Origin of the sequence: Sphingopyxis sp. UBA6723, from assembly GCF_002454115.1 — a bacterium.
Lineage (GTDB): Bacteria > Pseudomonadota > Alphaproteobacteria > Sphingomonadales > Sphingomonadaceae > Sphingopyxis.
On sequence record NZ_DKIH01000011.1, the window covers coordinates 411758 to 438224 of the forward strand.

At 65.2% G+C, this 26467-nt stretch carries 21 protein-coding genes; 8 read left to right on the top strand and 13 right to left on the bottom strand.

Translation table 11 applies throughout. The features are described 5' to 3' along the window. Positions 1-33: 33 nt before the first annotated feature. The 6 genes from B4F07_RS13010 to zwf form a co-directional block, all read right to left on the bottom strand. On the bottom strand, positions 34-1611 hold the full coding sequence (locus B4F07_RS13010) for a wax ester/triacylglycerol synthase family O-acyltransferase (protein WP_293700044.1): 1578 nt from the start codon (positions 1609-1611) through the stop codon (positions 34-36). Between the two features lie 138 nt (positions 1612-1749). Beyond that, complete coding sequence (locus B4F07_RS13015; RefSeq protein ID WP_293700042.1) at positions 1750-4089, bottom strand: glycerol-3-phosphate 1-O-acyltransferase; 2340 nt, start codon at positions 4087-4089, stop codon at positions 1750-1752. 158 nt (positions 4090-4247) lie between these two features. Beyond that, the gene (locus B4F07_RS13020) at positions 4248-5819 is read right to left on the bottom strand and encodes an HAD-IB family hydrolase (protein WP_293704842.1); all 1572 of its coding nucleotides are present in this window, start codon (positions 5817-5819) and stop codon (positions 4248-4250) included. A 68-nt stretch (positions 5820-5887) separates the two neighbouring features. Then, positions 5888-6511, bottom strand: a complete 624-nt coding sequence (gene eda / locus B4F07_RS13025; protein WP_293700038.1) for a bifunctional 4-hydroxy-2-oxoglutarate aldolase/2-dehydro-3-deoxy-phosphogluconate aldolase — start codon at positions 6509-6511, stop codon at positions 5888-5890. Positions 6512-6634: 123 nt separating this feature from the next. After that, on the bottom strand, positions 6635-8479 hold the full coding sequence (gene edd, locus B4F07_RS13030; protein WP_293700037.1) for a phosphogluconate dehydratase: 1845 nt from the start codon (positions 8477-8479) through the stop codon (positions 6635-6637). Positions 8480-8674: 195 nt separating this feature from the next. Then, complete coding sequence (gene zwf / locus B4F07_RS13035) at positions 8675-10078, bottom strand: glucose-6-phosphate dehydrogenase (protein ID WP_293700934.1); 1404 nt, start codon at positions 10076-10078, stop codon at positions 8675-8677. A 183-nt stretch (positions 10079-10261) separates the two neighbouring features. On the opposite strand from zwf, the gene glpD reads away from it, so the two are divergent. Next, positions 10262-11776, top strand: a complete 1515-nt coding sequence (glpD, locus tag B4F07_RS13040) for a glycerol-3-phosphate dehydrogenase (RefSeq protein WP_293700035.1) — start codon at positions 10262-10264, stop codon at positions 11774-11776. Positions 11777-11917: 141 nt separating this feature from the next. On the opposite strand, the gene B4F07_RS13045 is transcribed toward glpD, so the two are convergent. Beyond that, a complete protein-coding gene (locus B4F07_RS13045; protein WP_293700033.1) occupies positions 11918-12583 on the bottom strand; it encodes an MOSC domain-containing protein in 666 nt (221 codons plus the stop codon). Between the two features lie 92 nt (positions 12584-12675). Between B4F07_RS13045 and fdhD the strand changes: the two genes are divergently transcribed. Further along, positions 12676-13485: a formate dehydrogenase accessory sulfurtransferase FdhD gene (fdhD, locus tag B4F07_RS13050; RefSeq protein ID WP_293700031.1), complete on the top strand. Its 810-nt coding sequence runs from the start codon at positions 12676-12678 to the stop codon at positions 13483-13485. Then, on the top strand, positions 13482-14000 hold the full coding sequence (mobA, locus tag B4F07_RS13055) for a molybdenum cofactor guanylyltransferase (RefSeq protein ID WP_293700029.1): 519 nt from the start codon (positions 13482-13484) through the stop codon (positions 13998-14000). The genes fdhD and mobA overlap by 4 nt, the downstream gene beginning before the upstream one ends. 124 nt (positions 14001-14124) lie before the next feature. Here mobA and B4F07_RS13060 read toward each other — a convergent pair whose 3' ends face one another. Genes B4F07_RS13060 through B4F07_RS13070 form a run of 3 tightly spaced genes read right to left on the bottom strand, consistent with a single transcriptional unit; the run spans position 14125 to position 18431 of the window. Then, the gene (locus B4F07_RS13060; protein ID WP_293700027.1) at positions 14125-16419 is read right to left on the bottom strand and encodes an FdhF/YdeP family oxidoreductase; all 2295 of its coding nucleotides are present in this window, start codon (positions 16417-16419) and stop codon (positions 14125-14127) included. 33 nt (positions 16420-16452) lie between these two features. After that, positions 16453-17748, bottom strand: coding sequence for a sensor histidine kinase (locus tag B4F07_RS13065; protein WP_293700025.1), 1296 nt, complete (start codon positions 17746-17748; stop codon positions 16453-16455). Continuing rightward, the gene (locus B4F07_RS13070; protein ID WP_293700023.1) at positions 17745-18431 is read right to left on the bottom strand and encodes a response regulator transcription factor; all 687 of its coding nucleotides are present in this window, start codon (positions 18429-18431) and stop codon (positions 17745-17747) included. Before B4F07_RS13070 ends, B4F07_RS13065 begins: the two co-directional genes overlap by 4 nt. A gap of 143 nt (positions 18432-18574) precedes the next feature. Here B4F07_RS13070 and B4F07_RS13075 point away from each other — a divergent pair, with 143 nt between their 5' ends. Further along, positions 18575-19633, top strand: a complete 1059-nt coding sequence (locus tag B4F07_RS13075; RefSeq protein WP_293700021.1) for a type 1 glutamine amidotransferase domain-containing protein — start codon at positions 18575-18577, stop codon at positions 19631-19633. A gap of 66 nt (positions 19634-19699) precedes the next feature. Continuing rightward, positions 19700-20164, top strand: coding sequence for a pyridoxamine 5'-phosphate oxidase family protein (locus B4F07_RS13080; protein ID WP_293700019.1), 465 nt, complete (start codon positions 19700-19702; stop codon positions 20162-20164). A 145-nt stretch (positions 20165-20309) separates the two neighbouring features. Here the strand turns inward: B4F07_RS13080 and B4F07_RS13085 are convergent, their stop codons facing one another. Continuing rightward, a complete protein-coding gene (locus tag B4F07_RS13085) occupies positions 20310-21296 on the bottom strand; it encodes a dipeptide epimerase (RefSeq protein WP_293700017.1) in 987 nt (328 codons plus the stop codon). Between the two features lie 24 nt (positions 21297-21320). Between B4F07_RS13085 and B4F07_RS13090 the strand changes: the two genes are divergently transcribed. Next, on the top strand, positions 21321-21716 hold the full coding sequence (locus B4F07_RS13090) for a YkvA family protein (RefSeq protein WP_293700015.1): 396 nt from the start codon (positions 21321-21323) through the stop codon (positions 21714-21716). A 237-nt stretch (positions 21717-21953) separates the two neighbouring features. Here B4F07_RS13090 and B4F07_RS13095 read toward each other — a convergent pair whose 3' ends face one another. Next, positions 21954-23174, bottom strand: a complete 1221-nt coding sequence (locus B4F07_RS13095) for a polyhydroxyalkanoate depolymerase (RefSeq protein WP_293700013.1) — start codon at positions 23172-23174, stop codon at positions 21954-21956. Positions 23175-23397: 223 nt separating this feature from the next. Here B4F07_RS13095 and B4F07_RS13100 point away from each other — a divergent pair, with 223 nt between their 5' ends. After that, complete coding sequence (locus B4F07_RS13100; protein ID WP_293700011.1) at positions 23398-25197, top strand: ABC transporter transmembrane domain-containing protein; 1800 nt, start codon at positions 23398-23400, stop codon at positions 25195-25197. Positions 25198-25226: 29 nt separating this feature from the next. Next, positions 25227-25763 (top strand): DUF1993 domain-containing protein, encoded by a 537-nt coding sequence (locus tag B4F07_RS13105; protein ID WP_293700009.1) that lies wholly within the window; start codon positions 25227-25229, stop codon positions 25761-25763. Positions 25764-26081: 318 nt separating this feature from the next. Here B4F07_RS13105 and B4F07_RS13110 read toward each other — a convergent pair. After that, the coding region (locus B4F07_RS13110; protein ID WP_293704844.1) for an OmpA family protein at positions 26082-26467 on the bottom strand (386 nt) is incomplete at its 5' end.

Consider the following 26467-nt stretch of genomic DNA (forward strand, 5'->3'; position numbering starts at 1 on the left):
CCGCTCGGCGACGTTGAAAAGCGGGATCCCGGATCAAGTCCGGGATGACGAAGACGGGGGCTTTTTCTTTCCATTTCCTGCCACCTTTGTCTTCCCGGCAGGTTTTGGGACAGCTTTCGCCTTCGCCTTGGGTTTTGGCGCTGCTTTGGCCGCCGGTTTCGGCGTTGCCGTAACGGTTTTCGGCTTTTCAGCTTTCGGCACTGCCGCCATCAGATCGGCGAAACTTTCCTCGATACATTCGCGGAAAAAAGCGATGTCGGGCATGATCGCGCGTTCGCAGATGATCGAAAAGGCGATGCGGCCGTTGTAGCTGGGGGTCGCGACGAACAGCCCCATATTGTTCGCCAGCGGCGCCATGCCGTGCTGCATGACGAGCTGCGCGCCCGCGAGATAGAGCGGCACCTGCGCGCCGGGGACGTTCGAGATGAACAGGTTGGTGCCGCGCACCGCGAACCGCTCACTCGTGACCAGCCGCGCGACCGCGGCCATCGTCGCGCCGGGGATATGCTGCGACAGGTCGGTCATGATCCGCGCGCTGACGCCAGCCTTCGCCTCTTTCGCCTCGACCGTGTAGTCGCGGATCGCCGCGAGACGCGCGAGCGGGTCGGCGATGTCGCTGCGCACCGGGACGCTCATGGCCGACACCTGATTGCCGGGGGTGCTGGCTTTGCCCGCGGCCTTTTCCTTGCCGCGCAGGTTGATCGGGGCGACCGCGACGAGGCTGTCCTTGGGCAATTCCTTGTGCTTGGCGAGATATTTGCGCAGCGCGCCGCCGACGGTGGTCAGCACAACATCGTTGACCGTCGCGCCCGGCACTTTTTTGCGGACCAGCGCGACATCGGCGAGCGCCACCGACGTCCCGTCGAACATCTTGTGCGGGCCGACGGGGACGTTGAAGCGCGTCTCCGGCACCCCGGCGGTCATCCCGCCTTCGGCCATCGCCTTGCGCGCCGACGAGATGATCGCGGGCGACATTTTCATCAGCGCGTTCATGAATTTGACCGGCGATTGCAGCGATGCCGACCAGGCGCGCGACAGCGTTTCGGCGCTCGACGGCGGATCGCCGAGATCTTCGACCGGCGGCGGTTCGGGAATCGCGGGGGTGCCCTTGGCATCGATGTCGCTCATCGCGATGAAGGCGTGTGCACCCGACGCGCCGTCGACCGCGGCGTGATGGACGCGGTGGAGCATCGCGAAGCTGCCCTTGGGAATGCCCGGGATCCGGTCGAGCCCCTCGATGATGTAAATGTCCCACAGCGGGCGGTTCATATCCATCGGTTTGGAAAAATAGCGCGCCACCGCGATGCATAACTGCCGCCAGTCGCCGGGCTCGGGCAGGCGCGCATGGCTCATATGCGCCTCGACATCGAAATGCTCGTCCTCGACCCAATAGGGATGGTCCATGTCGAATGGCAGGCGGTGGAGGCGGCGTTTGAATACGGGCGACGTGTCGACGCGGCTTTCGACGTGGCGGATGATGTCCTTGAAGCGCACGAAGCCGCCCGGCGCGGTCGAGGGGTCGTAGATATAGACCCCCATGATGTGGGTCAGATTGTTCGCGGTCTGGGTGTAGAGGAACTGGGCGTCCTGCGCGCTGAGCTGTTTGAGCATGTTAGGTTCCTTTACAGACATCGTCATTGCGAGGAGCCGACGGCGACGCGGCAATCTCCAGCTTTTGAGGTTGCGCGACTTCGATGGCTGGAGATTGCTTCGCTTCGCTCGCAATGACGAACTTAGGGTGCTGCATTGTCATTGCTCCGCCACCGGCAACCGATCCGCCAGCGCCACGGTCGACAGTCGCATCGTTTCCATCACGTTCGCCAACCCGCGCAGTTCCATCAGCAGCGCGCGGCGTGCGGCGAGGATGGCGGGCGTTGCCTCCTCGGCCAATCCCATATGGCGCAACAGCGACAGGCCGTTGGCGAACAACAATTTGCCGATCGCCGCCTCGCTGCTGATCCGGCGGAGCAGATAGGCCTGCTTGCCCTCGGTCAGCGCGGCGTCGAGCAAGGCCTTTTCATCGACCGCATCGCCCGGCTTTGCGCGCGCGAGCAGGTCGGCGACGACCGAGTAGGCCTCGGCAAAGGGCAGCAGAATCGCGTGGCCAACGACGGGCTGGCAACGGCGCAGCAGCTGCGCGATGCCGCGGTCGCCGCTGGCGAGGCGGCGGTCCCATACCGGATCGATGCGTTCGAGTTCGGCGCGCAGGGCCGCCATATGCTCGTCGCGCGGCGGATAGAAAAATTCGAATTTGAACAGGTCGCGGAGGCGATCGATCTTGTCCCAGAAGGCCGCGGTCGCATCGCCGCTGTCGGCGTCGCGCAATTCGAACAGCACCAGTTCGATCATCGCGCGGTCGAGGAAATGATGCGCGATGATGTTGCGGTAATAGCTCGCCATTGGATGTTTGGCGGGATCGATCGAATAGATATTTTCGCTGCCCGCTTCGTAACGGGTGAGCAGCCCGCTGGTGACGAGCGTGTCGACGGTGGCGGACAAAGCCGCATCGTCGCCGCTTTCGAGGTCGCTGCTGATCCGGATGCCGCGCGCCCGCGCCCAGTCGGTCACCGCGCCGATCGCCCCGAGCAGTTCGGCCGAGGTTGCCCCCCGCGGCGCCATGCCGAGCAGGATCAGGCACATCACCGAGGTGACGGTGAGCGGGGTGACGCGGTTCGCCTCGACCGCGACGGCAAAAGCGATGCGTTCGAGCGCGCGTTTGTCGTCGGCGCCCGGCGCAGTGTCGATCACCACCGGGTTGCCAATGTCGAGCCGGATGCGTCCCGAGGGTTCCTTCAGACTCTTCATATAGCCGATGAACCACGACAGGCTTTCGGGCTTTTTGCTGCGCCCGGTCTGTTCGGCGGCATATTCCTCGACATCGCGGATCAGGTCGAAGCTGGTGACGAATGGGACGAAATGGACGCCGCGGGTTCCTGTCGCATGCGCCGCGTCGAGGACATATTTCATCAGGCCATATTTGGGCGGCATCAGCTTGCCGAGGCGCGAGCGCGTCCCTTCGAACGCCCAGCTCAAGGGGAAGCGCTTGGCGAGCAGCCAGGCGATATAGTGGCGCAGCACGAGTTTATAGACCGGCTGATCCTGAAAGCTGCGGCGGATGAAAATCATCCCCGAGCGGCGGAAAAATTCGCCCATTACCGCGAAGTCGAGATTGGCGCCGCCGAAGCTGTGCAGCATCGGCATGTCGTTTTCGTAAGTGAGGCGGCTGGGCGTCGCGCCGTCGATATAGGTTTTGTGGGTGAAGAGGATCGCGGTCGGATGTTCGCGCAGGATCGCGCGCAGCCGCGCGAGCTCGGCGGCGTCGACCTCCATCTCGGGCGCGTAGCCGCCGAACATCATGCGGTCGAGCCGGGCGCGCAGATCAAGGAAAAGCGCGCTGGGCCGCGCAATGACCTCTTTCATCAGCGGGCGGGCTTCGCGGAACAGCTCGGCGACCGGGCGCCCCGTCGTCTCAGACAATTCGGCGAGTGCGGCGCGGAATTTGGGGCTGGTGCGCAGGCCGTCGGCGACAAAGCGCGGCACCTTGTAGCGGGTGCCGCGAATGCCGCGCTCGGCGACGTCGAGCGCGAGTCCCGCCTGCCGCGCGACGAAACCGGCAAATTCGGCGCCGTCGGGGCCGGCCGCGTCGCCGCCGCCGGTTTGCGCCGCGAAACGGTCGCGCAATGCGGCGAGCGTCGCCGCCTCACCGACCAATATCTGCGCGCGGCGGCGGTCACGGAGGAGGATCAAGCGGGCGCGTAGCGAGCCGGGATGGCGCGGGTCGCCGAACAATATGTGGCGGAATTTGAGCGCGCGGTCACGCTCGAACCCCGGGATACGCCACGCAACACGCAGCGGCACCACCTGCCGCGAAGGTTGCCCGTCGAGCCGAGCGCGGAGGGTTTCGAGCGGGAGGGCGTGGTCGTCATCCTCGATTGCGAGGCTGGCCCATTGCGGGTCGTTATCGCCAGCGGTGGCATGGACCCAGTCGAGGAGCAGCTGGCGTTCAACCCCGTTGCGCGCGTCGATGATATAGAGCCGGTCGGCCGCGTCCTCCTTCATGATGGGGGTGCGGGCGGTTCCGTCGGCCACTGTTCAATAACGCCCCGCCGCGTTGGAAAGAAGGGGAGCATGTCCCCAAATTCCGTTCGCATCGAGCGAAGTCGAGATGCCCGTCGGCATGGCGCTGTCCCTGCGGGTGTCTCGACTTCGTTCGACACGAACGGGAAGCAGATGTCGGGTGATAGTCGTCATTTGCTCGAAGGCTTTTTTGCCGGTTTCTTCGCGGCAGGCTTCTTTGCAGCCGCCTTTTTCGGCTTAGCCCTTTCGGTCTTCACCTCGGGGGCAGCAGCCTCCGGCGCAGGCTCCTTCGCCACCGACTCCGCGACGCTTTCCTCGGGCTGGCCCAAAGTCCGCAGGAACATGTTGCGGACGTCGCGGACATGATTGTTGATCGTCCGCGGGCTCCACCCCGAGGTATCGACCGGCGGCAGCACGGTGACGCGAACCGTCGCGGGGCGCATCACAAACTCGTTCTTGGGCGCGACGTCGGTCGCGTTATGAATGACGATCGGGACGATCGGCACCCCCGCCTGCATCGCGAGGTGGAAGGCGCCCTTCTTGAACGGTTCCAGCTTTGGTGTCAGGCTGCGCGTGCCTTCGGGCGAGATGCAGATCGATTTGCCTTCGATCTTGATCGCATCGACCAGCGGTTCCATCGCCTTGATCGCGCTCTTGCCGTCGGCGCGGTCGACGAAGACGGTGCCGCCCCATTCCATCAGCTTGCCGAGAATCGGGATATTCTTGATCTCCTTCTTGCCCACCCCGCCCATGTCGCGGCGGATGAGCTTGGCGAGGATCATCACATCGGCCTTGCTCTGGTGGTTGAAGATGAAGACGCAGGGGCGCGACGACCACAGGTTCTTTTCGTCCTCGACCTCCAGCTCAACGCCGGTGATCGCGGTGGCGAAATCGCCGAACAGGCCGATCGAAAAATTCGCCGCCTCGCGCTGCGAGCGAGTCAGTGCCCAGATCGGCAGGCCCGCGGCAAAGGCGCCGACGAGCGAGCCGGTCGCGTAGATGGTGCGGGTGTAGTCGACCCACGACGGCGTGCCGCGGCTGCCGAAGCGCTGCACCGGCCAGCCATTCTCTTCGGCGATGGCTTTCAGTTTCAAATTCGGATTGAGCGGGCGCGGTTTGCCGACGCGTTCGAGCAATTCGATATCGTCGTCGCTGTCCGAATAGAAAAAGCTCTGGTCGAGATCGAGGCCATACTCTGCCGCTAACTCCTCGGCGGCAAGCACCTTGCCCTCGCCGAAGCAGAGCGGGCGGATGATGTCGCCAGTGAAAACGCCATCCTCAATCTCATAGGCCGAGCATTTGATGTCGGTGATACCAAGGTCGCGCGCGGTCGGTTCGATCTGATAGATCGTCGCCGACGAGATGATCGCGACGCGGTGGCCCTTGGCTTGGTGGGCTTCGATGATCGCGCGGGTTTCGGGGTAGATCTTGCGCGCGATATGCTTTTTGTAAAGCTCTTCGCCGAATTCGATGAAGCTTTGCTCCTCGACGCCCTTCATGAATTTGGCGGCGCCCGACATCAGGCCCGAGAAGCCGATGGTGCCGAGGCTGTGCTGCGCGATGACCTGCGCGGTCTCGGCAATCTCCTCCATCGACATTTCGCGGCGCTGGAATTTCTCGCGCAGCATCGCGGTCGCCGAATAGCCCGAAATGATGGTGCCGTCGAAATCGAACAGCGCGGCGATATGCGATCCCGGCTCCGATGCCAGAACTTCGTCCAAATGCGGTTGCGGCCTCGCCACGCCTGTCTCCCCACTAACGGCTTGTTTGCCGTCTTATCCCTGCACGATGACAGGTAAGATGGGGTTAATCAATGGCGCGAAAGGGCCGCTGCCTCTTGGGCAAGTGCCTCGATCCGCGCTGCATCGAGCGGCCCTGACGGGACGACCCAACTGCCGCCGACGCACAGCACGGCTTCGAGCGCGAGCCATTCAGGCGCTGTCGCAAGGCTGATGCCGCCGGTCGGACAGAACCGCGCCTGACCGAAGGGACCGGCGAGCGCCTTGAGGGCCGGGATGCCGCCGCTGGTCGCCGCGGGGAAGAATTTGAAGCGGTCGAGGCCAAGGTCCATGCCGCGCATGATGTCACCCGCGTTCGCGGTGCCGGGCAGGAAGGGAATGCCGCTCGCAACCGCGGCCTTGCCCAGATTGTCGGTCAGGCCCGGCGAGACGATGAATTCGGCGCCGACGTGGATCGCCCCAGCCAGCATTGCGGGGTCGAGCACAGTGCCCGCGCCGACGACCGCGCCTTTTACGGCCTTCATCGCGGCGATTGCGTCGAGGGCAGCGGGGGTGCGCAGGGTGACTTCGAGCACCGTCAGCCCGCCCGCGACCAGCGCCTCGGCCATCGGCACCGCATCCTCGACCCGGTCGATGACGATCACCGGAACGACGGGGGCTAGGCGCATGATCTGGTCGATGGATTGGTCTGGCATAGAAACTCCGTTCGAAACTCTAAATTCCGTTCGCCCTGAGCTTGTCGAAGGGCCGTTTTTCTTTCTGCGACGTCGACAGAAAAGGGCGGTGCTTCGACAAGCTCAGCACGAACGGATGAGGGGTTAGCCCGTAACCACCTCCATCGCCGCCAATACCGCCGACCCGCCCTTTTCGGCTTCGTCGGCGTGGTGGCGGAACAGGGCGAACAGCTCACGGCCCACCCCGAGCGCAGGCGGCGGGGCGACGGCGGGGGTGCGCGTGGCCCAGATGGCGGGATCGACGAGCGCGAGCACCTCGCCTTGGCGCGCGCAGACGCGGACGATATCGCCGTCGGCGAGGAAGGCGAGCGGGCCGCTGACGCCGTCGGCGCCGGGCAAGGCTTCGGGCGAGAGGTGGATCACCGCTGGCACCTTGCCGCTCGCGCCGGACATGCGGCCGTCGGTGAGCAAGGCAACGCGGAAGCCGCGGTCCTGCAACACGCCGAGCGCCGGGGTCAGCTTGTGCAGTTCGGGCATGCCATTGGCGCGCGGTCCTTGAAAGCGGACGACCACGATGACGTCCTGTTCGAGTTCACCGGCCTTGAACGCCGCCAGCACCGCATCCTGATTGTCGAAGATCCGGCATGGCGCCTCGATCGTCCAGCGATCTTCGGCGACCGCACTCGTCTTGATAATCGCGCGGCCGAGGTTGCCCGCGAGCAGGCGCATTCCGCCGTCGGGCGAGAAGGGCGCGGCGACGGGGCGCAGCATGGTGTCGTCGCGGCTTGTCGCGGGCGCGGCCTGCCATTGCAGTTCGTCCTCGACCAGCACGGGCGCGCTCGCATAATCGGCTATCGTGCCGCCGACGGTTAGCACATCGCCGTGCAGCAGCCCCGCATCGAGCAATTCGCGCACGACATAACCGATGCCGCCCGCGGCGTGGAAATTGTTCACGTCGCCCGCGCCGTTCGGATAAACGCGCGCGAGCAGCGGCACCGCATGACTGAGCTCGTCGAAGTCCTGCCAGTCGATGATGATTCCCGCGGCGCGCGCGATGGCGGGCAAGTGGATCGCATGGTTGGTCGATCCGCCCGTCGCGAGCAGGCCGATCGCGGCGTTGACGATCGCTTTCTCGTCCACACAGCGCGCGAGCGGTCGATAGTCGTCGCCGTCCCAGCCGATCGCCGCCACCCGGTGCGTCGCGGCGCGGGTCAATTCCTGCCGCAGCTTGGTGCCGGGGTTGGTGAAGGCACTGCCGGGGATATGCAGCCCCATCAGCTCCATCATCATCTGGTTCGAGTTCGCGGTGCCATAAAAGGTGCAGGTGCCCGCGCCATGATAGGACGCCGCCTCGGCTTCGAGCAGCTCGTCGCGGCTCGCCTTGCCCTCGGCATAGAGCTGCCGGACGCGCTGCTTTTCCTTGTTCGCGAGACCCGAAGGCATCGGCCCCGCGGGGACGAGGATCTGCGGCAAGTGGCCGAAGCGCAGCGCGCCGATCAGCAGGCCGGGGACGATCTTGTCACAGATGCCGAGCAGCAGGGCGCTCTCGAACATCGCATGGCTGAGCGCGATGACCGTGCCCTGCGCGATATTGTCGCGGCTGAACAGCGACAGGTCCATGCCCGCCTGCCCCTGCGTCACCCCGTCGCACATCGCGGGAACCCCGCCCGCGACCTGCGCGGTGGCGCCGACTTCGCGCGCGAAGAGTTTGATCTGCTCGGGATAGCGGCCGTAGGGCTGATGCGCCGACAGCATGTCGTTGTAGCTGGTGACAATGCCGATGTTCATCGCCGCGCCGGTGCGGATCACCGGCTTGTCGTCGCCCGCGGCGGCGAAGCCGTGCGCAAGGTTGCCGCACGACAGGTTGCCGCGGTTGGTGCCCGCCTCGCGCTGGCGATCCATCAGGCCCAAATAGGCGGCGCGGCGCGGGGCGCTGCGGGCGATGATGCGGTCGGTGACGGCGGCGATGGTGGGGTGGAGATCAGTCATGGGAATATCCAATCCCCTCTCCCATTGGGAGAGGGTTGCGCAGACTTGCCAGCTTGCTGGCTAGTCGAAGCTGGGTGAGGGGTTCGGGCGGCGCGTGGACACGGGACGGCAGATCCCCTCATCCAACTCCGCCTAACCGCTTGCAGCGGTAAAGCTGCGTATCCTTCTCCCGACGGGAGAAGGTTTGGGGTGCGCTCAATCATGCCAGCTCGCCCCGTCGCGTTCGATCAGCGCGATGGCGCTCGATGGCCCCCAGCTGCCCGCCGTGTAAGTCTGCGGCGCCATGTCGACCGCGGCCCAGGCATCGCGGATCGAATCGATCCACTGCCACTGCGCTTCCACTTCGTCGCGGCGCACGAACAGGGTCTGGTCGCCCTCGATAAAGTCGAGCAGCAGGCGTTCGTAAGCAATCCGTCGCCGCTCGCCCGCGAAGCTGTGCGAGAGCGAGACGTCCATCGTCACCTCTTTCAGCTTCACGCCATCACGGTCGAGCCCGGGCTGCTTCGCCATCACCTTGACCCGGATATTCTCTTCGGGCTGGAGGTTGATGATCATCATATTGGCGTCGAGCTTGCCTGCGCCAACGCGGGCGAAGATATTGTGCGGCACCGGCTTGAACTGGATCAGCACCTCCGACTTGCGTTCGGGCATCCGTTTGCCGGTGCGCAGGTAAAAGGGCACGCCTTTCCAGCGCCAATTGTCGATGAAAGCCTTGATCGCAACAAAGGTTTCGGTGTTCGACGGCTGACCGAGCTCGTCGGCATAGCCCGTCACCGCGCCGCCGTTGACCGCACCGCTGCTATACTGGCCCTTGACGCTGTGCGCCTTCACATCCTCGGCGGTCAGCTTGCGCAGCGAGCGGAGCAGCTTGACCTTCTCGTCGCGCACCGCGGTCGATGAAACGCTGGCGGGCGGTTCCATCGCGATGATCGCAAGCAATTGCAGCATATGGTTCTGAACCATGTCCTTGAGCGCGCCGACCCCGTCATAATAGGAGACGCGGCCCTCCAGGCCGACGGTTTCGGCGACGGTGATCTGGACATGGTCGATCGCCTGCGCGTTCCACAGCGGCTCGAACAGCATATTGGCGAAACGCAGCGCGAGCAGGTTCTGCACCGTTTCCTTGCCGAGATAATGATCGATGCGGAACACGCGGTCCTCGGCAAAGGCGTCGCCGACCTGCGCGTTGACCTCACGCGACGAAGCGAGATCGTGACCGATCGGCTTTTCCATCGCGATCCGGCATTCGGCGCAGGCGATACCGGCGGCGTTCAGCCCCTGCGCGATCGGGCCGAACATCGACGGCGGAGTCGATAGATAGACGCCGATCGGACGTTGCATCCGGTCGCCGAGCAAGGCCGCGAGTTCGTCATAACCGGTGCCCGCCCCGGCATCGATCGCGCAATAATCGATGCGGTCGAGGAACGCCGCGACACCCGCAGCGTCGATGCGATCGGCGGGCAGATGCTCGTTCAGCGCGCTTTGCACTTGGGCGTGGAACGCGGCGCGATCCATCTTCGAGCGCCCCGACCCGATGATCGTCAGCGTGTCGGCGAGCAGCCCGTCGAGGTGGAGGTTGTAAAGCGAGGGAAAGAGCATGCGCTGCGCGAGGTCGCCCGTCGCGCCGAACAGCACCAATGTCTCGACCTTTACGCTCACGCCAATCCCCTTGCACATCCATCAGGGGAAATGGCGGAGCCGCGGCGCGATTGCAACGCGCATACGTAAGCCGATGATGATGTCCCCTTGGCAAAATCGGCATTGCTGCCATAGGGACAGCCGATGCCTGACACCGTCCATCCTTATGACATCATCGTAATCGGCGGCGGCGTCAATGGCGCCGGGGTCGCGCGGGATGCCGCGGGACGCGGGGCGCGGGTGTTGTTGATCGAGGCGGGAGACCTTGCGCAGGGCACTTCTTCATCATCAACCAAGCTGATCCACGGCGGACTGCGCTATCTCGAACATTATGAGTTCGGGCTGGTGCGTGAGGCGCTGAAAGAGCGCGAGACCTTGTGGGCCATCGCGCCGCACATCATCTGGCCGCTGCGCTTTGTGTTGCCGCACCGGCCGGGGCTGCGTCCGCGCTGGCTGCTGCGGCTGGGCTTGTTTCTCTATGACCATATCGGCGGGCGCAAGAAATTGCCCGCGACGCGCTCGATCGACCTGCGCCGCCATGTCGCGGGCGAGCCACTGCAGCCGCAATATGCGCATGGGTTCGAATACTCCGACGGCTGGGTCGACGACGCGCGGCTGGTGGTGCTCAATGCGCGCGACGCCGCCGCGCATGGAGCCAAGGTCCGCACCCGCACCCGCGCCGACGTGCTGCGCTGCGAGGACGGGCTTTGGGTGGTCGAGGCAAGCTGCGCCAACGGGCATAGCTATCGCTTCACCGGCCGCGCAATCGTCAACGCCGCGGGGCCGGCGGTGCTCGACCTGCTGAAGCGCGCCGATGCCGAGCCTGACCATGCGATGCGCTTGGTACGCGGGTCGCATATCGTCGTGCGGCGGCTGTTCCAGCATGATTATGCCTATTTCTTCCAGCTTCCCGACGGGCGGATCTTTTTCGCCATTCCCTATGAGCGCGACTTCACGCTGATCGGCACGACCGACGTCGATCATGATGGACCGGCGAGCGAGGCGCGCGCGAGCGCCGACGAAATCGCCTATCTGTGCGAAGGCGCCAGCCTGTATTTTCGCGAACCGATCACGCCTGCCGACGTCGTATGGACCTATTCGGGTGTGCGGCCGCTGATCGAAGATGGCTCGGGGCGGCCGGAAGCGGCGACGCGCGGTTACCGCATTGACCTCGATATGACGGAAGGTGCGCCGCTGCTCACCATCTATGGCGGCAAGATTACCAGCTACCGCCATGTCGCCGAAGCGGCGGTCGACGAACTGGTGGGTCAGGTGCCCGCGCTGACCGGCAAGCGCTGGACCGTCAAAGCGGCGCTGCCGGGGGGTGATTTCCCGATCAGCGGCGCGGCGGCGCTCAAGGCGGAGATCAAGCTTGCCCACCCGTTCCTGACCGCCGCCACCGTCGATCGCATCGTCAAGGCCTATGGCACCGATGCGCGGCGCTGGCTGGGCAACGCCGACAGCTGGGATGCGCTGGGCGGCGAAATCGCGCACGGGCTGAGCGTCGCCGAGGCGACGTGGCTGGTTGAGCAGGAATGGGCGCAGACGAGCGACGATATCCTGTGGCGGCGGAGCAAGCTGGGGCTGCATTTCCGCGCCGAGGATGTGGCGAGGCTGGATGCATGGCTAGATGAAAGACCCCGCGCTCTTGAAGCGTAATGGTCTTGGGCCAAAACCAACAATGAGATGTGCGTCCCCGCGAAGGCGGGGATCCATCTCCGATCGGTTCAAAATTGCGGCAGCGGGTGATGGACCCCCGCCTTCGCGGGGGAACGTCCAACGCAGTCGGATGACGGCGTCCTAAGAGTCTACCCCATACTGCTCTGCCAGCTTGGCGCGGCGGACTTTCCATGTTTCGGCGAGCACCGGCACATCGCGCAGCGCGCGGAGGTCGGCGGGTCGGTCCTTGGCTTCGCCGCCGAACAGCAGGCCGAACAGCGAGGCGAGCGGCCAGTCGGGATAGGGCCGTTCGACCAGCTCAAGCGTGTCGCCCGCCCGCACCTGCCCCGGCTCGAGCACGCGGTAATACCAGCCGGTTCGCCGGGTCTTCACGACCTGCGCCATCACCCCTTTTGTCCCGAACCGATGGTCGAGTTTCCAGCACGGCTGGCGCGCCTGGCTGACCTCGACGAGCGCGGTGCCGAGGCGGAAGCGGTCGCCGAGAAAGACGTTGGATTCGTCGAGACCGGTGGTCGATATATTCTCCCCGAACGCACCTGGCGTGTCGAGCAGCGGCACATCGCCCAGCTGCTGCCGCCACCCGGCATAATGATCAGCGGGATAATGGTGGATCGCCTTGTCGATGCCGCCATGGACGGCGCGATCGGCTTGTTCATCGCCGGCGAGGCCCAGCGCGCCCACCGCGACCGCGTGTTCGACGGGCTGTTTGCCGATCGCGCTCGGTTCGTTCTCGCCGCGGAAGGCGCGCACCTTGCCCACAAGGACCGCGAGAATCGGCGTTTGCATGGCCGGTTGATACGCTGCACGGCGGAAATGGCAATCGTCCCCGCCCGACAAGCTGGCTTGCCATCGGCGTCGCTGCGCGGGACAAGGCAGCGATGGAATCCGGCCAGCAATCGATCAACTTCACGGTACAACGGCTCGGCCTTGCCGAACCCGGCGACGCCGCGCTGAGCCGCAGCATCGCCGTCGAGGCGCCGGTGTCGATCGAGGTTGGCGGGATCGGCTATGCAGTGATGATGGCGACCCCGGCCGATCTGGAGGATTATGCGCTGGGGTTCGCGCTGAGCGAAGGGCTGGTCGAAACCCCCGATCAGATCGAGCGCATCGATGTCCACCCGGTCGAGGGCGGCTGGGCACTGCGTATCTGGGTACCGCCCGACCGCAAGGCGATCGCGCTCGAACGCGCGCGCCAGCGGGTGAGCGAAAGCAGCTGCGGGCTTTGCGGGATCGAGAATATCGAGCAGGTCTTGCGGCCGCTGCCACCGCTGACCGCGCGCATCGCGACTGATCGCACCGCGATTGCCGCGGCGCTGGCTGCGCTGCGCGATCATCAGCCGCTGGGCCAAGCCACGGGCGCAGTCCACGCCGCCGCTTTCTGCTCGCCAGCGGGCGAAATCCTGCGCGCGCGGGAGGACGTCGGGCGGCACAATGCGCTCGACAAGCTGATCGGAGCGCTGGAGCGCGCGGAAATCGACCCCGCGACCGGCTTCATCCTGCTGTCAGCGCGGTGCAGTTATGAGCTGGTCGAAAAGACGGTGCGCGCGGGCTGTCCGATGCTGGTGACCATTTCGGCGCCGACCAGCCTGGCGGCGGAGCGCGCAGAGCAGGCGGGGCTGACGCTGGTCGCGCTGGCGCGGGCGGATTCGGCGCTGATCATTAACGATGCGCGTAGGATGATAGCATGAAGACGCTGGGTGCGGTGCTCGCGGGCGGACGGTCCCGCCGCTTCGGATCGGACAAGGCGGTTGCCATGCTGGATGGGCAGACGCTGCTGGATCATGCGCTGGCGGCGCTGCGCCCGCATTGCGATGCGGTAGTCGTTGTCGGACGTGACGAAGGCATCGCCGACTGGCCGCGGCCCGACATGGGACCGCTCGGCGCCATCGCGGGCGCTTTAGGATATGCGGGGGCGCATGGCTTTGGTCAGGTGCTGACAGCGCCGGTCGATTGCGTGCGGCTACCGACGGATCTGCGCGACCGGCTGGAACCGGCGTCAGCTTTCGTCGAGAGTCAGCCGGTGGTCGGGCTGTGGTCGGTCGCGGTGCTGGATGCCTTGCAGGCGATGCTGATCGGCGAAAAGGAGCATGCCGTGCGCGCCTTTGCCCGGCGGATCGGCGCGCGCGGCGTCGCGGTGGATTTTGCGCTGCCCAATATCAACAGCGCGGAGGATCTGGCGCGGTTGGCGGGCGACGCGCGCTAGAGCGTCACGCGCAAACACGGCACCACTTCAATTCCGTTCGTGTCGAGCGAAGTCGAGACACCCGTCGGCCTTGCGCTGCTACGATGGGTGTCTCGACTTCGCTCGACACGAACGGCAGGATGAGTCAGGTTATACGCAAGATGCCCGCCGACGCCATCGCAACAACGCGCACGGGTATTGCCTTCGCCGCCGGACAGCCGCTGGTCCTGTCGTAAAGGCCGAGCGGGAGCAGCGGGTTGAGTTCGGGATAATAGCCCGCGACCGAGCCGCGGGACATGGGATAGTCGATGATCGTCAGCCCCTCGACGCGGCGGACGACGCCATCATCGCTGATCGTTTCGAGCGCAACTTTCGACCCTGCCGCCAGCCCGCGGTCGGCGATGTCGTCGGCGTTCATGAAAAGCACCATCCGGTCGTTATACACGCCGCGATAGCGGTCGTTGTAGCTGTAGATCGTGGTGTTGAACTGGTCGTGCGAGCGCACCGTCGCCAGCCGCAGCATCGCCGGGTCGGCGACGGGCGCGTTGACCGCGAGCCCCGGCAGAACCAGGAAATTGGCCTTGCCGTTCGGGGTCGCCCACGCGCGGCGGCGCGGCGGGATGTCGAGGTGGAAGCCCGTCGGCGCCTTGATCCGCTCCGAAAAGTCCGCGTAAATCGCGGGATAGACTGCAGCGATCTTGTCGCGGATCAGGCTGTAATCGTCGATATAGCTGGCCCAATCGACCTTGCTGTCGGGCAAGGTCGCCATCGCCATACGGCAGACGATTTCGGTTTCGGTCAGCAGATGCTCGCTTGGCGGGTCGAGCACGCCGCGCGATGCGGTGACGTTCGACATCGAATCCTCGATGGTGACAAACTGTTCGCCCGCCGCGGTGACGATCCGCTCGGACCGCGCGATGACGGGCAGGATCAGCGCCTCTTTGCCATGCACCAGATGCCCGCGGTTGAGCTTGGTTGCGATCCCGACGGTCAGGTCGAGCTGGCGCATCGCATCATAAGACCGATCGGTGTCGGGAACCGCGCGGACAAAATTGCCGCCGAGACCGATGAAGACCTTAGCGGCCCCCGCCAGCATCGCCTCGATCGATTCGACCGTATGATGGCCATGCTCGCGCGGGGGTTCGAAGCCGAACACCTCGCGCACCTTGTCGAGATAGGCTTCGCTGGGCTTTTCGTCGATGCCGACGGTGCGGTCGCCCTGGACATTCGAATGGCCGCGGATCGGCGAAATCCCGGCGCCGGGCTTGCCGAAATTACCCTTGAGCAGCAGCAGATTGGCGATCTGCTGAACCAACTGGGACCCCATCTGGTGCTGGGTAACCCCCATGCCGTAACAGATGATCGTCGCGTTCGAACGGATGTAGATGTCGGCGCAGCGGCGGATCTGCCCCTCGTCGAGCCCCGAAGCGGCGGCAATCGCGGGCCAGTCTTGCGCGGCGATGTCGGCCTTGAGCGCCGCAAAACCATCGGTGTGCCCGGCAATGAAGTCGTGGTCGAACACCGTCTCGCCCGCCGCGTCGCGCTCGAACATGACCTTCATCATGCCCTTGATCAGCGCGAGATCGCCGCCGATCTTGATATGGACGAACTCGCTGGTCACCTCGGTCGATCCGAAGGTCGCCATCTGGACGATGTCCTGCGGTTCGGTGAAGCGGACCAGCGCGCGTTCGGGCATCGGGTTGACCGCGACGATCGGCACCCCGCGTTTGCGCGCCTCGACCAGCGGGGTCATCATCCGCGGCGCGTTGGTCCCGGCGTTGTGGCCGATCAGGAAGATCGCTTCGGCATGTTCGAAGTCTTCGAGAATCACCGTCCCCTTGCCGATGCCGATCGCAGGCGTCAGGCCGCGGCTGGTCGGTTCGTGGCACATGTTCGAACAATCGGGAAAATTGTTCGCGCCAAACTCGCGCACAAAGATCGAATAAACGAACGCCGTCTCGTTCGCGGTACGGCCCGAGGTGTAGAATTCTGCCTGGTGCGGGCTGTCGAGCGCGCGCAGATGGCGACCGATCAGCGCAAATGCTTCGTCCCAGCCGACCGGCACATAATGGTCGGTCGCAGCATCGTAACGCATCGGTTCGGTCAGCCGCCCCTGCATCTCGAGCCAATAGTCCGATTGCTGCATCAGATCGGACACGCTGTGCTGAGCAAAAAAGTCGCGCGTCACGCGAAACGTCGTCGCTTCATGCGCGAGCGCCTTGGCGCCATTTTCGCAGAATTCCAGCTTTTTGGTGCAGGTCGCGTCGGGAAAGGCGCAGCTGGGGCATTTGAAGCCGCCGGGCTGGTTCATCGCGAGCAGCGCGCGCGATCCCTTCCCGACAACGCTCTGTTCCATGAGTACCTTGGCGGTCGCAGCGGCGGCGCCCCAGCCGCCCGCGGGGCTGGTGTAGGTTCGGTAGCGGGGTTTCTCATCAGCCATGGCGACGGGATTAGATCATATCGGGGCGCTTTTCTATCGATCGGCGAATTTTAGCGTGAAGCAGGCGCCGCGTCCGGTCGGCCCTGCGCCACTGGTCAGGTCCATGCCCGCCGCGGCGCACAACCGTCGCACAATATCGAGCCCAAGCCCGCTGCCGACGCTTGCCTTTCCTTTGGCAAAAGGTGCGAATGGATCGGCGACCATCCCCATACCGGGGCCGTCGTCGCAAATCGTCAGGCAATCCTGCTGAAATTCGATGTGCAGATTGGCCGCAGCCGCATGCTGGAATGCGTTGCCGATCAGATTGTTGAGCACAAGCTGCAACGACGTCAGATCGGCGATGATCGTCGCATCCCCTGCGACATCGTTCGACACCGCAAGTCGGCTTGCCGGAAAGCGCACCGCCGCCGCCGCGATCGCCTTGTCGACGACCGGGCGCAGCGCGACGCTTTGCACCGGCAAGGCATCGCCTTCGCGCGCCAGCGCGAGCAGCAGGTCGAGCGTTTGCGTCATATCGATCATCGCGGTTTCGATCCGGCGCAGGGCTTCGGGGATCGGCGCGGGCAGGTCGCGGCGTTGCGCGATGACTTCGGCCGCGCCGCGAATGACCGCCAGCGGGGTGCGCAGTTCGTGGCTGGCATCGCGGGTGAAACTGCGCTCGCGGTCGACAAAGCCGCGGATGCGCTGAAACGCCTGTCCGAGCGCGCCCGCCAGCACCCCGATCTCGTTCGCCGGATAATCCTCGCGCTGCACGACGGGGACGGTTTCGCTGCCGCCATCGGCGACATCCCTGGCAAGCCGGCTGAGTGGGCGCATGGCGCGATTGGCGAGCCACCAGCCGAGCAGCGCCATCACCAGCGCGATGAACAGGCTGAGCCCAATCAGGAACTGGATCATCCCATCGCGCACCGGCCGGACGAGCAGATAGCGGCTGACCTCGGCCACCGCGACCGCAGGCGTGCCGCCGCGCGCCGCGCCGCTACGCCGATCGAGGGTGAAATGCTCGACATGGTAGTGACGCCCCGCCGCCCCATAAAATTCACGCTGCTCGGGATTGGCGGCAACCTGCGTCGCCAGGTCGGTGGGCAAGTCGGCCGCGCCGGGATAGATTTTGATGTAGGCGACTTCGGGCGTCTGCAGCTGGCCATCGCGGCGCCAGCCCTCCTGCTGCCGCGCGATTTCGCTGTTCAAAGCGTTGCTGAACAGGCGATCCTCGAGTGTGTAAGCGAAAATGAAGGTCGCTAGCCCGAACACCGCACTGGTGGCCAGCACGGTGGCGACCAGCGCGGCGATCACGCGGCGGCGCAGACTGTATGACCGCTGCCTCATTGCGGCGCGCTCAGGCGAAAGCCGATGCTGTGGACGGTTGCGATCATCGGCGCGCCGAACGGCTTGTCGACAATCTGACGGAGCAGGTGGATGTGGCTGCGCAGCGCATCCGACGATGGCGGCTCGTCACCCCACAGCTTGCGCGCGATCTCTGTGCGCGCGACCGGCTGCGGCGATGCTTCGGCGAGCAATAGCAGGATGTCCCAGAGCAGCGGCGACAGACGGAGCAGCTGACCGGCACGCGTCGCGGTGCGCAGCTGGCGGTCGATGGCCAGCGGGCCGACGACGATGCTGTGCGACTGTCCCAGCTGCTGCCGCTGCGCCAGCGCCGTGATCCGGGCCGCCAGTTCAGCGAGCGAAAAGGGTTTGACCAGATAGTCGTCGGCGCCGCTCGCAAACCCAGCCAGCTTGTCGTCCAACGTATCGCGTGCGGTCAGCATCAGGATCGGAATCCGGCGATCGGCACGGCGGCGGATTTCGGCGCACACGCTGATCCCGTCGCGGCGCGGCAGCGCGAGATCGAGCAGCACGACATCGACAGGGCGCATCAAGGCCTCGCGCACCCCCGCCTCACCGTCGGCGGCATAATGGAGCCGGTGTCCCAGCGCCTCCAGATAGTCGATGACGTTGCCGGCCAGATCGGCGTTATCCTCGACCAGCAGGATGTCGAATGCGTTGTTCAATCCACGTCCCTTACCACGCCCGCCCAGTTCCCCCACAAAGTCTTGGCGATGCAAGGTCAAAATAGCGTCAAAACGGCTTTCACATCGCCCTGACGCCGCGTCTGCCAGACCGGCGGCATCCTGACACCATGTGGAGCGAGACGATGCACAAGCAGAAGAAGAATTTGGCGATGTTGGCGGTCGGCCTGCTGATTGCGGCCCCCCTGCCCGCCCAGGCACAGGGCGACATCACGACGAAATCGGACCGCGTATTGCTCGTTGTCAGCAGCCATGGCGCCGACGGCGGCAAAACCCGCCCCGGCTTTGAAATGGACGAATTGTCGCAAGCCTATGCGGTGTTCGCCGACAACGGGCTGACCGTCGACATCGCGAGCCCGGCTGGCGGTGTTGTCGTCGCCGATGCGTTCGACCCCCAAAAGCCCTATAACAGCCGCTTCATCGCCGACCCTGCGGCCAGCGCCAAGCTCGGCTCGACCCTCCCATTGGCCAAAGCCGCCGGCGAAAGTTACGCCGCGGTGTTCGTCGTCGGCGGCAAGGGCGCGATGTTCGACCTGCCGGTCAATACCGACCTCAAGACGCTGATCGCGCAAACCTATGACGCCGGCGGGGTGATCGGCGCGGTCTGCCACGGTCCCGCCGTGCTGATGAATGTGCCGATGAAGGACGGCACGTCGCTGATCGCCGGACGCGCCGTGACCGGCATGTCGAACGAGGAAGAACTGCTGTTCGGCAAGCGCTGGCTGCCCGCCTTCCCCGTCCTGCTCGAAGACGGCCTGCGCGGTGCCGGCGCCCGGTTCAGCGCAGCGCCGATGATGCTCAACCATGTCGTCGCCGATGGCCGCATCGTCACCGGGCAGAACCCCTTTTCGACGTTCAGCACCGCCGAGGCCGTGGTTCGTGCGATGGGCCGAAAACCCGCGCCGCGCGAAACCTTCGCCGACGAACGCAGCATCGCGCTGATCCAGCGGATGCTGGCGGGTGAGGTTGCCGAAGCGCGGCAATCGCTCAAGGCGAACCCGGCGCACTATGACGTCCCCTTGATCGCCGCCTGGGGGCTGTATCGGTCGAAAACGCCGGGCGCCGACCGGACGATGATCGAAAACGCAATCACCATAATGGAAGTCGCGCTGCCGCATTATGACGAGCCGCGGCTGGTTGCCGCGATCGCCGAGGCGCGGGGCAAGTTGGCGACGGCGCCGTAGCGCGACGCAACATTGGGGGGCGTGATGCGTTAGGTGCGCATCACGCAAGAAGAAGGAATTCCCCCAATGAGCGACGACATCAAGAAGCAGTTCTGGAAAGCCCTGGCCGACAGCCCCTATGTGATGATCGGCGCGACCGGCGAACGCGAACATCATATCCCGATGAACGCCCAGCTCGACAAGGACGCAGACGGCGCCTTCTGGTTCTTCACCTCGACCGACAACCGCTTGGCGGGCGGCGGCCCCGCGATGGCGCAGTTCGCGTCAAAGGGCCATGACCTGTTCGCGTGCATTTCGGGCACGCTTGTCCATGAAAGCGACCGCGCGGTGCTCGATAAATTGTGGAGCAACGGCGTCGCGGCTTGGTACGAGGGTGGCAAGGACGATCCCAAGCTGGTCCTGCTCCGCTTCGACCTGGCTGACGCCGAAATCTGGACCGCCGACCCCGGGATCAAGGGCATCTTCAAGCTGATGACCGGCATGACGATGAGGGAAGGCGAACTCGGCCAGCACGCCGAGGTGACGCTGTAACTGCAAATCCTCCTTGTCGCGCAGCGATGGGGAGGTGGCAGTCCAGAGGACTGACGGAGGGGCTTTAGCGCCGCCGTCGCGCCCCCTCCACCCCTCGCTTCGCAAGCGGTCCCCCTCCCCATCGCTGCGCGACGGGGAGGATCTATCAAACGACGGGCGGCCCAATCCGCCCTTCCCGAAACTCGAACCCGCCCTCGCGGTCCCGCGCCAGCAGCGCAGGACCGTCGAGGTCCACCCACCGCGCGCGCTGCGCCAGCACGAAAGCGGGTGCGATCGCGAGGCTGGTCGAGAGCATGCATCCGACCATGATCGACAATCCCGCCGCGTCGGCGGCATCGGCAATCCGCAGCGCCTCGGTCAGCCCGCCTGCCTTGTCGAGCTTGATATTCACCCCGTCGTAAAAGGCACCGATCCGCACGACATCGGCGGCGGTCTGGCAGCTTTCGTCGGCGACGAACGGAATCGGCGCATAAATCGGATCGAGCAGCGCATCGGCGCCCACCGCGACCGGCTGCTCGATCATCTCGACCCCGAAATCGGCGAGCGCTTCGGCTTCGGCCAGGATATCGAACTGCCCCCAGCTTTCATTGGCATCGACGATCAGCCGCGCTTCGGGCGCCCCCGTGCGCACCGCGGCCACGCGCAGGCGATCATCGTCGCCAGTCAGCTTGATCTTGAGCAGGCGATAGCCATCGGCCTCGGCGGTCGCCGCCTGTTCGGCCATCGCTCCCGGCGATCCCAGCGAAATGGTAAAGGCGGTGACCCGCGCGGTCGGGGCGCCTTCGCAGCCAACAACCTGCCACAGACGCAGCCCGCGCTGCTTCGCCTCCAGATCCCATAACGCGCAGTCGAGCGCGTTGCGCGCGGCCCCCGGCGCCAGCAGTTCCTGTACCGCGGCGCGGGCGGTCGCCGCATCCATGTCGGCGATATGCGGCGCGGCGCGCAGGATCGCATTGCGGCACCCCACGGCATCCTCACCCAGATAAGGGACCGGCGTGCCTTCGCCGCGCCCGATCGCGCCCTCGCCCGCCACCTCGGCGACGATGACATCGACATGGACGCCATGCACCGCAACGAAGTCTGCCGCGACCGCCCAACGCTCAACGCGCGCGCTTTTCAGTTGGATCGCCATGCAGGAAGGCTAGGGTAGATCGCGATGACCGGCAAATCCCTTTCCGAACGCATCGGCGACCTCGGCCACCGCCTCGCGGTCGAGGCGCACGCCGCCTGGCTCGCCGCGCGCGACGCGCGGGTGCCTGTGCTCGCGCGCGTTCTCGCGATCGCGGTTGCGGCCTATGCGCTGTCGCCGATCGACCTGATCCCCGATTTCATTCCGGTGCTGGGCTGGCTCGACGATCTGATCATCGTCCCGCTGGGTTTATGGGCGGTTCGCCGCCTCATCCCCGCCGCGCTGTGGAACGAACTCCACGCCGCTGCCGAAACCGCGAGCGAGCGTCCGTCGAGCCGCAGCGGCATGGCGTTCATCCTGCTGCTGTGGGCGGTGTTACTGTATCTGCTCTATTGGGCGGTGCGCACGTCGCCGGTGCATTGAACGGCGAGATTATACGGACGCCCGCTTTGGGGTGGGGAGCTGCCCTAATGTCCTCTCCCCTTGAGAGAGAGGATAGCGCAGCTTGCTCCGTAAGGAGCTAGCGAAGCTTGGTGAGGGGGTGCGCCGCCAGCGGACGCAAAACCCCTCATAACTGCGACTAGGCAGCAAGCTGCCAAGCCTCCGTATCTCCCCCTCGAGGGGAGAGAAAAGAATTGGGCCACGTCCGAACCGGTCGCCTCACCCCCCGTGGCTACGAATCCACCCTTCGACCACCGGCGCAATATCCTCGCGCCATTTGCGGCCGTTGAAGATGCCGTAATGGCCAACGGTCTTGGCCATCAGATATTTCTTCTTCTCGGCGGGTAGCGATTTGGTCAGCGTCAGTGCCGCCTTGGTCTGGCCGATCCCCGAAATATCGTCGCGCTCGCCCTCGATCGCCAGCAGCGCGATATCCTCGATCGCGTTCAGATCGACAGGCTTGCCGCGATGCAGCATCTCGCCTTTGGGCAGGGCGTGGCGCTGAAACACGACGTCGACCGTCTGCAAATAAAATTCGGCGGTCATGTCGCACACCGAACGATATTCGTCGTAAAATTCCTTGGTCTTGTCGGCCTCTTCGCCGTCGCCGTCGACCAGATGCTTGAACATCGCCCAATGGCTCATCATGTGATTGCCCAGGTTCATCGACATGAAGCCCGCAAGCTGCAAAAAGCCCGGATAAACGCGGCGCCCGGCGCCCGGATACCAAGCCGGCACGGTCACGATGACATTTTCCTGAAACCACGCATGCGGGCGCGTCATCGCATGCTGGTTGACCGCGGTCGGCGCCTTGCGCGTGTCGATCGGGCCGCCCATCATCGTCAGCGTTTTCGGGCGGCACTTGTTTTTGTCCGCGGCCATGATCGCCGCGGCCGCGAGCGCCGGGACCGACGGCTGGCACACCGCCAGCATATGCGCGCCGGGACCGATATGCTCCATCCAGCCGATCAGATAATCGATATAGTCGTCGAGGTCGAACTTGCCCGCCTCCAGCGGCACGTTGCGCGCGTCGCGCCAGTCGGTGATCCACACGTCATGCCCGGGCAGCATCCGCTCGACCGTACCGCGCAGCAAGGTCGCATAATGGCCCGACATCGGCGCGACGATCAGCAGCTTGGGCGCGTCTTTCGTCCCCTTGTGCTTGAAATGCTTGAGCTGGCCGAACGGCTTGCGCTCCTCGATCGCCTCGGTCACCCGCACAATCTCGCCATCGACGACGGTCTCGTACAGTTCGAACCCCGGCTTGCCGCGCGGCGCCGCGGCGTGCGCGAACACCTCCAGCGCCGACGCGAATTGCGGACTACCGCCGAAATAGCCGAGCGGGTTCGCCGGATGCTGCATGACCTGCGCCCCCGCGGTCGCCAGCGCGCTCGCGCCCGCCAGCCAGCTCTTTTGCATTTCAAAGGCGTGATACAGCATATTCGATCGGTTCCTTGGCAAGCCCCGACGCTCTTTGGGCGTCTGTTCGTTGGCGCCAGTCTAGGGCTTCGATTTCATTGTGCAATGCATCAAAATCGCTGGGCCTGTGCAATTTCGGTCCTCAACCGCCCCTCCGCTATGCAGCTCGGCTTCAAAGCACATGAAGCAAGGCGGTCATTCTGCGTCGTTGAGCGCGGACGCCGCCACTGCTAGGGCCGCTGCAATGGCCAGCACCCCCGACCTTTCCCTAGCGAAAGCCCCCGCCGAACCCCGCCGCAAGCTCGGCAGCCTGCGGATGATCTGGCACTATGCCAGCGCGTATCCGCTGCAACTGGTCATCGCGTCGGTCGCGCTGGGCGTCGCCGCGCTCGCGACCTTGGCCATCCCCTGGCAGTTCAAGGAAATGATCGACAGCGGCTTCGTCGCCGGCGGAGGCGACGTCGCCCCGCATTTCCGTCTGTTTTATGGCATCGTGTTGACTCTGGCGCTCGCCACCGCGCTGCGCTTCTATTTCGTCAGCTGGCTGGGTGAGCGCACCGTCGCCGACATCCGCCAGGCAGTGCAGCGCAACCTGCTCCGCCTCGCCCCCGGCTTTTTTGAGGAAAACCGTCCGTCCGAAATCGCCTCGCGGATGACGTCGGACACCACGATCATCGAACAGGTGGTCGGCACCACCGTGTCGGTGGCGCTCCGCAACCTGGTGATGGGCATCGGCGGCATCGCCTATCTCTTCACCCTGTCGCCCAAGCTGACCGGCGGGATATTGCTCGGCATTCCGGTGATCATCATGCCGATCGTGCTGCTCGGCCGCCGCCTCCAGAACGTCGCGCGGTCGAGCCAGGACCGTGTCGCCGACATCGGCGCCACCACCTCCGAACAATTGGGCGCGATGAAAATCGTCCAGGCGTTCGGGCAGGAAGAGCGTGAGGCGGCGCGCTTTTCGGGCGCGGTCGAGGCGACCTTTGCCACCGCCAAGCGCCGCATTCGCCTGCGCGCGATCATGACCGCGATCGTCATCGGCCTGCTGTTCGGCGCGATCACCACCCTGCTGTGGTACGGCGCCGAGGGCGTTGCGGCGGGGACGATCACCGGCGGCACCATCGCTGCCTTTGTCCTCACCGGCGGGCTGGTCGCGGGGGCGTTCGGCGCGCTAACCGAAGTCTATGGCGACCTGCTGCGCGCTGCGGGCGCCGCCGAGCGCCTGTCCGAACTGCTCAATGCCGAACCCAGCATCGCACCGCCCGCGCAACCCCGCGCCTTCCCCGAGCCCTCGCGCGGCACGCTCGAATTTGCCAACGTCGAATTCCACTATCCGACCCGCCCCGACGCCCCCGCGCTGCACGATTTCAGCCTCGCGATCCAGCCGCGCGAAACCGTCGCCATTGTTGGCCCCTCGGGCGCCGGAAAATCGACGCTGTTCCAGCTCGCCGAACGGTTCTACGATCCGCAGGCGGGACAGGTCCTGCTTGACGGCGTTCCGCTGACCGATGCTGACCCCGCCGATATTCGCGCCCGCATCGCCATGGTGCCGCAAGAAACGGTGATCTTCGCCGCCTCGGCGCGCGACAATCTGCGCTACGGCAATTGGGATGCCACCGACGACCAGTTGTGGGATGCCGCGCGCGCCGCCAATGCCGAGGAATTTCTCCGCAAGCTGCCGCAAGGCCTCGACACCTTCATGGGCGAAGGCGGCGCCCGCCTGTCGGGTGGCCAGCGCCAGCGCGTCGCGATCGCCCGCGCGCTGCTCCGCCGCGCGCCGCTGTTGCTCCTCGACGAGGCGACCTCGGCGCTTGATGCCGAATCCGAAAAGCTGGTGCAGGACGCGCTCGAAACCTTGATGCACGACCGCACCACAATCGTGATTGCACACCGTCTTGCCACCGTCCGCGCCGCCGACCGCATCATCGTCATGGACGACGGCCGCATCGTCGAGGAGGGCAAGCACGACACGCTGGTCGCCGCCGATGGCCTTTACGCCCGCCTTGCGCGGCTACAATTCCAAGACAATCTCGCCCCGGCCTGACCGGCCTCTACCCTGCCAAGGATGCGACCATGCTCTATGATATGACCGTTCCTGCTTACAAAAACGGCCTGCGCGCGCTGTCGGCGCAATTGGACAAGGCGCTGGCCTGGGGCGCCGAAAACGGGGTTGGCGAATTACAGCTCGTCGTCGCACGCCTTGCGCCCGATATGTTCCCGCTCGCCGCCCAAATACGTTTCAGCTGCTTGCAAGCGATCCAGCCGCTCGTTCGCCTTGGCGCGACCGGCGCGCCGACGCTGACCGAGGATGCGGCCGATTTTGCGGGCCTTCAGGCGCAGATCGCATCGACCCTGACGTGGCTCGACATCATCGATGCCGCCACGCTCGATACCGACCCGGATCGCCCTGTCGGTTTCGATCTGCCCAACGGCATGGCCTTCGACATGACCGCGCTCACCTATGTTCGCGACTGGGCGCAGCCACAATTTTATTTCCACGCCGTCGCCGCCTATTCGATCCTCCGCCATATGGGCGTGCCGCTCGGGAAGACTGATTATGTCGGCTATATGATGGCTTACCTGCGCCCCGGTACCGCACCCACCGCCTGATCAGGCGCAGGCGGTGGGCGCGGTGCCGATCCGCGCCGCCTATTGGGGCATCGTGGGACCAGCCCGTTTCGATCCGTCGTCACACGGATCGGGCCGATCGCTCGGTCCATTCCCCGCCATTACGATTTCGTCAGACCGTGGCCTGTCTCTGCGGCGGCGCGGGTGCGCCACAGACGCCGCTTGGCTGCCGACAGGTGGCGGAAATTTCTGCCGCAATGCGCCATCCCGGCATCTGGCCCGCGCCAAAAGAAAGGGCGGCACCTTTCGGTACCGCCCTCGCTTGTTTCTTCCAGTCCCGGTCGGGAATGGAAACCGGTATTACATGCCCGAGTTCGGACCGTAAGTGATTTCCACGCGACGGTTCTGGTCGTTGCGAACGCCATCGGCGGTGGCAACGGCCGGACGGCTTTCGCCGAAGCCCTGCGCGCTGATCGAGCCATCCGAGATACCGCGAGCGGTCAGATAGCTGCGAACCGCGGTATTGCGGCGTTCCGACAGACCGACGTTGTACGTGGCCGAACCCGAACGGTCAGCGTGACCGGCGAGCATGACCTGCGTACCCGTGCAACCACGGTTGTAAGCGCTGATCGCGTTGTCGAGCGTCGAAGCCGCTTCCGGCGTGATGTTCGACTGATCCCAGTCGAAGTATACGATGTACGGCCCAGGCTCACACTGCACAACCGGCGGCGGCGGCGGGGGCGGGG

Bases quoted from the DNA above. Each gene is read 5' to 3' on its own strand.
- B4F07_RS13095 (WP_293700013.1), bottom strand. From the start codon at position 23,174: ATGCTGTATCACGCCTTTGAAATGCAAAAGAGCTGGCTGGCGGGCGCG.
- B4F07_RS13090 (WP_293700015.1), top strand. From the start codon at position 21,321: ATGACCGGCAAATCCCTTTCCGAACGCATCGGCGACCTCGGCCACCGC.
- B4F07_RS13065 (WP_293700025.1), bottom strand. From the start codon at position 17,748: ATGAGGCAGCGGTCATACAGTCTGCGCCGCCGCGTGATCGCCGCGCTG.
- glpD (WP_293700035.1), top strand. From the start codon at position 10,262: ATGCCTGACACCGTCCATCCTTATGACATCATCGTAATCGGCGGCGGC.
- B4F07_RS13045 (WP_293700033.1), bottom strand. From the start codon at position 12,583: ATGCAAACGCCGATTCTCGCGGTCCTTGTGGGCAAGGTGCGCGCCTTC.
- B4F07_RS13010 (WP_293700044.1), bottom strand. From the start codon at position 1,611: ATGCTCAAACAGCTCAGCGCGCAGGACGCCCAGTTCCTCTACACCCAG.
- fdhD (WP_293700031.1), top strand. From the start codon at position 12,676: ATGGAATCCGGCCAGCAATCGATCAACTTCACGGTACAACGGCTCGGC.
- mobA (WP_293700029.1), top strand. From the start codon at position 13,482: ATGAAGACGCTGGGTGCGGTGCTCGCGGGCGGACGGTCCCGCCGCTTC.
- B4F07_RS13080 (WP_293700019.1), top strand. From the start codon at position 19,700: ATGAGCGACGACATCAAGAAGCAGTTCTGGAAAGCCCTGGCCGACAGC.
- eda (WP_293700038.1), bottom strand. From the start codon at position 6,511: ATGCCAGACCAATCCATCGACCAGATCATGCGCCTAGCCCCCGTCGTT.
- zwf (WP_293700934.1), bottom strand. From the start codon at position 10,078: ATGCTCTTTCCCTCGCTTTACAACCTCCACCTCGACGGGCTGCTCGCC.
- B4F07_RS13100 (WP_293700011.1), top strand. From the start codon at position 23,398: ATGGCCAGCACCCCCGACCTTTCCCTAGCGAAAGCCCCCGCCGAACCC.
- edd (WP_293700037.1), bottom strand. From the start codon at position 8,479: ATGACTGATCTCCACCCCACCATCGCCGCCGTCACCGACCGCATCATC.
- B4F07_RS13060 (WP_293700027.1), bottom strand. From the start codon at position 16,419: ATGGCTGATGAGAAACCCCGCTACCGAACCTACACCAGCCCCGCGGGC.
- B4F07_RS13075 (WP_293700021.1), top strand. From the start codon at position 18,575: ATGCACAAGCAGAAGAAGAATTTGGCGATGTTGGCGGTCGGCCTGCTG.
- B4F07_RS13085 (WP_293700017.1), bottom strand. From the start codon at position 21,296: ATGGCGATCCAACTGAAAAGCGCGCGCGTTGAGCGTTGGGCGGTCGCG.
- B4F07_RS13105 (WP_293700009.1), top strand. From the start codon at position 25,227: ATGCTCTATGATATGACCGTTCCTGCTTACAAAAACGGCCTGCGCGCG.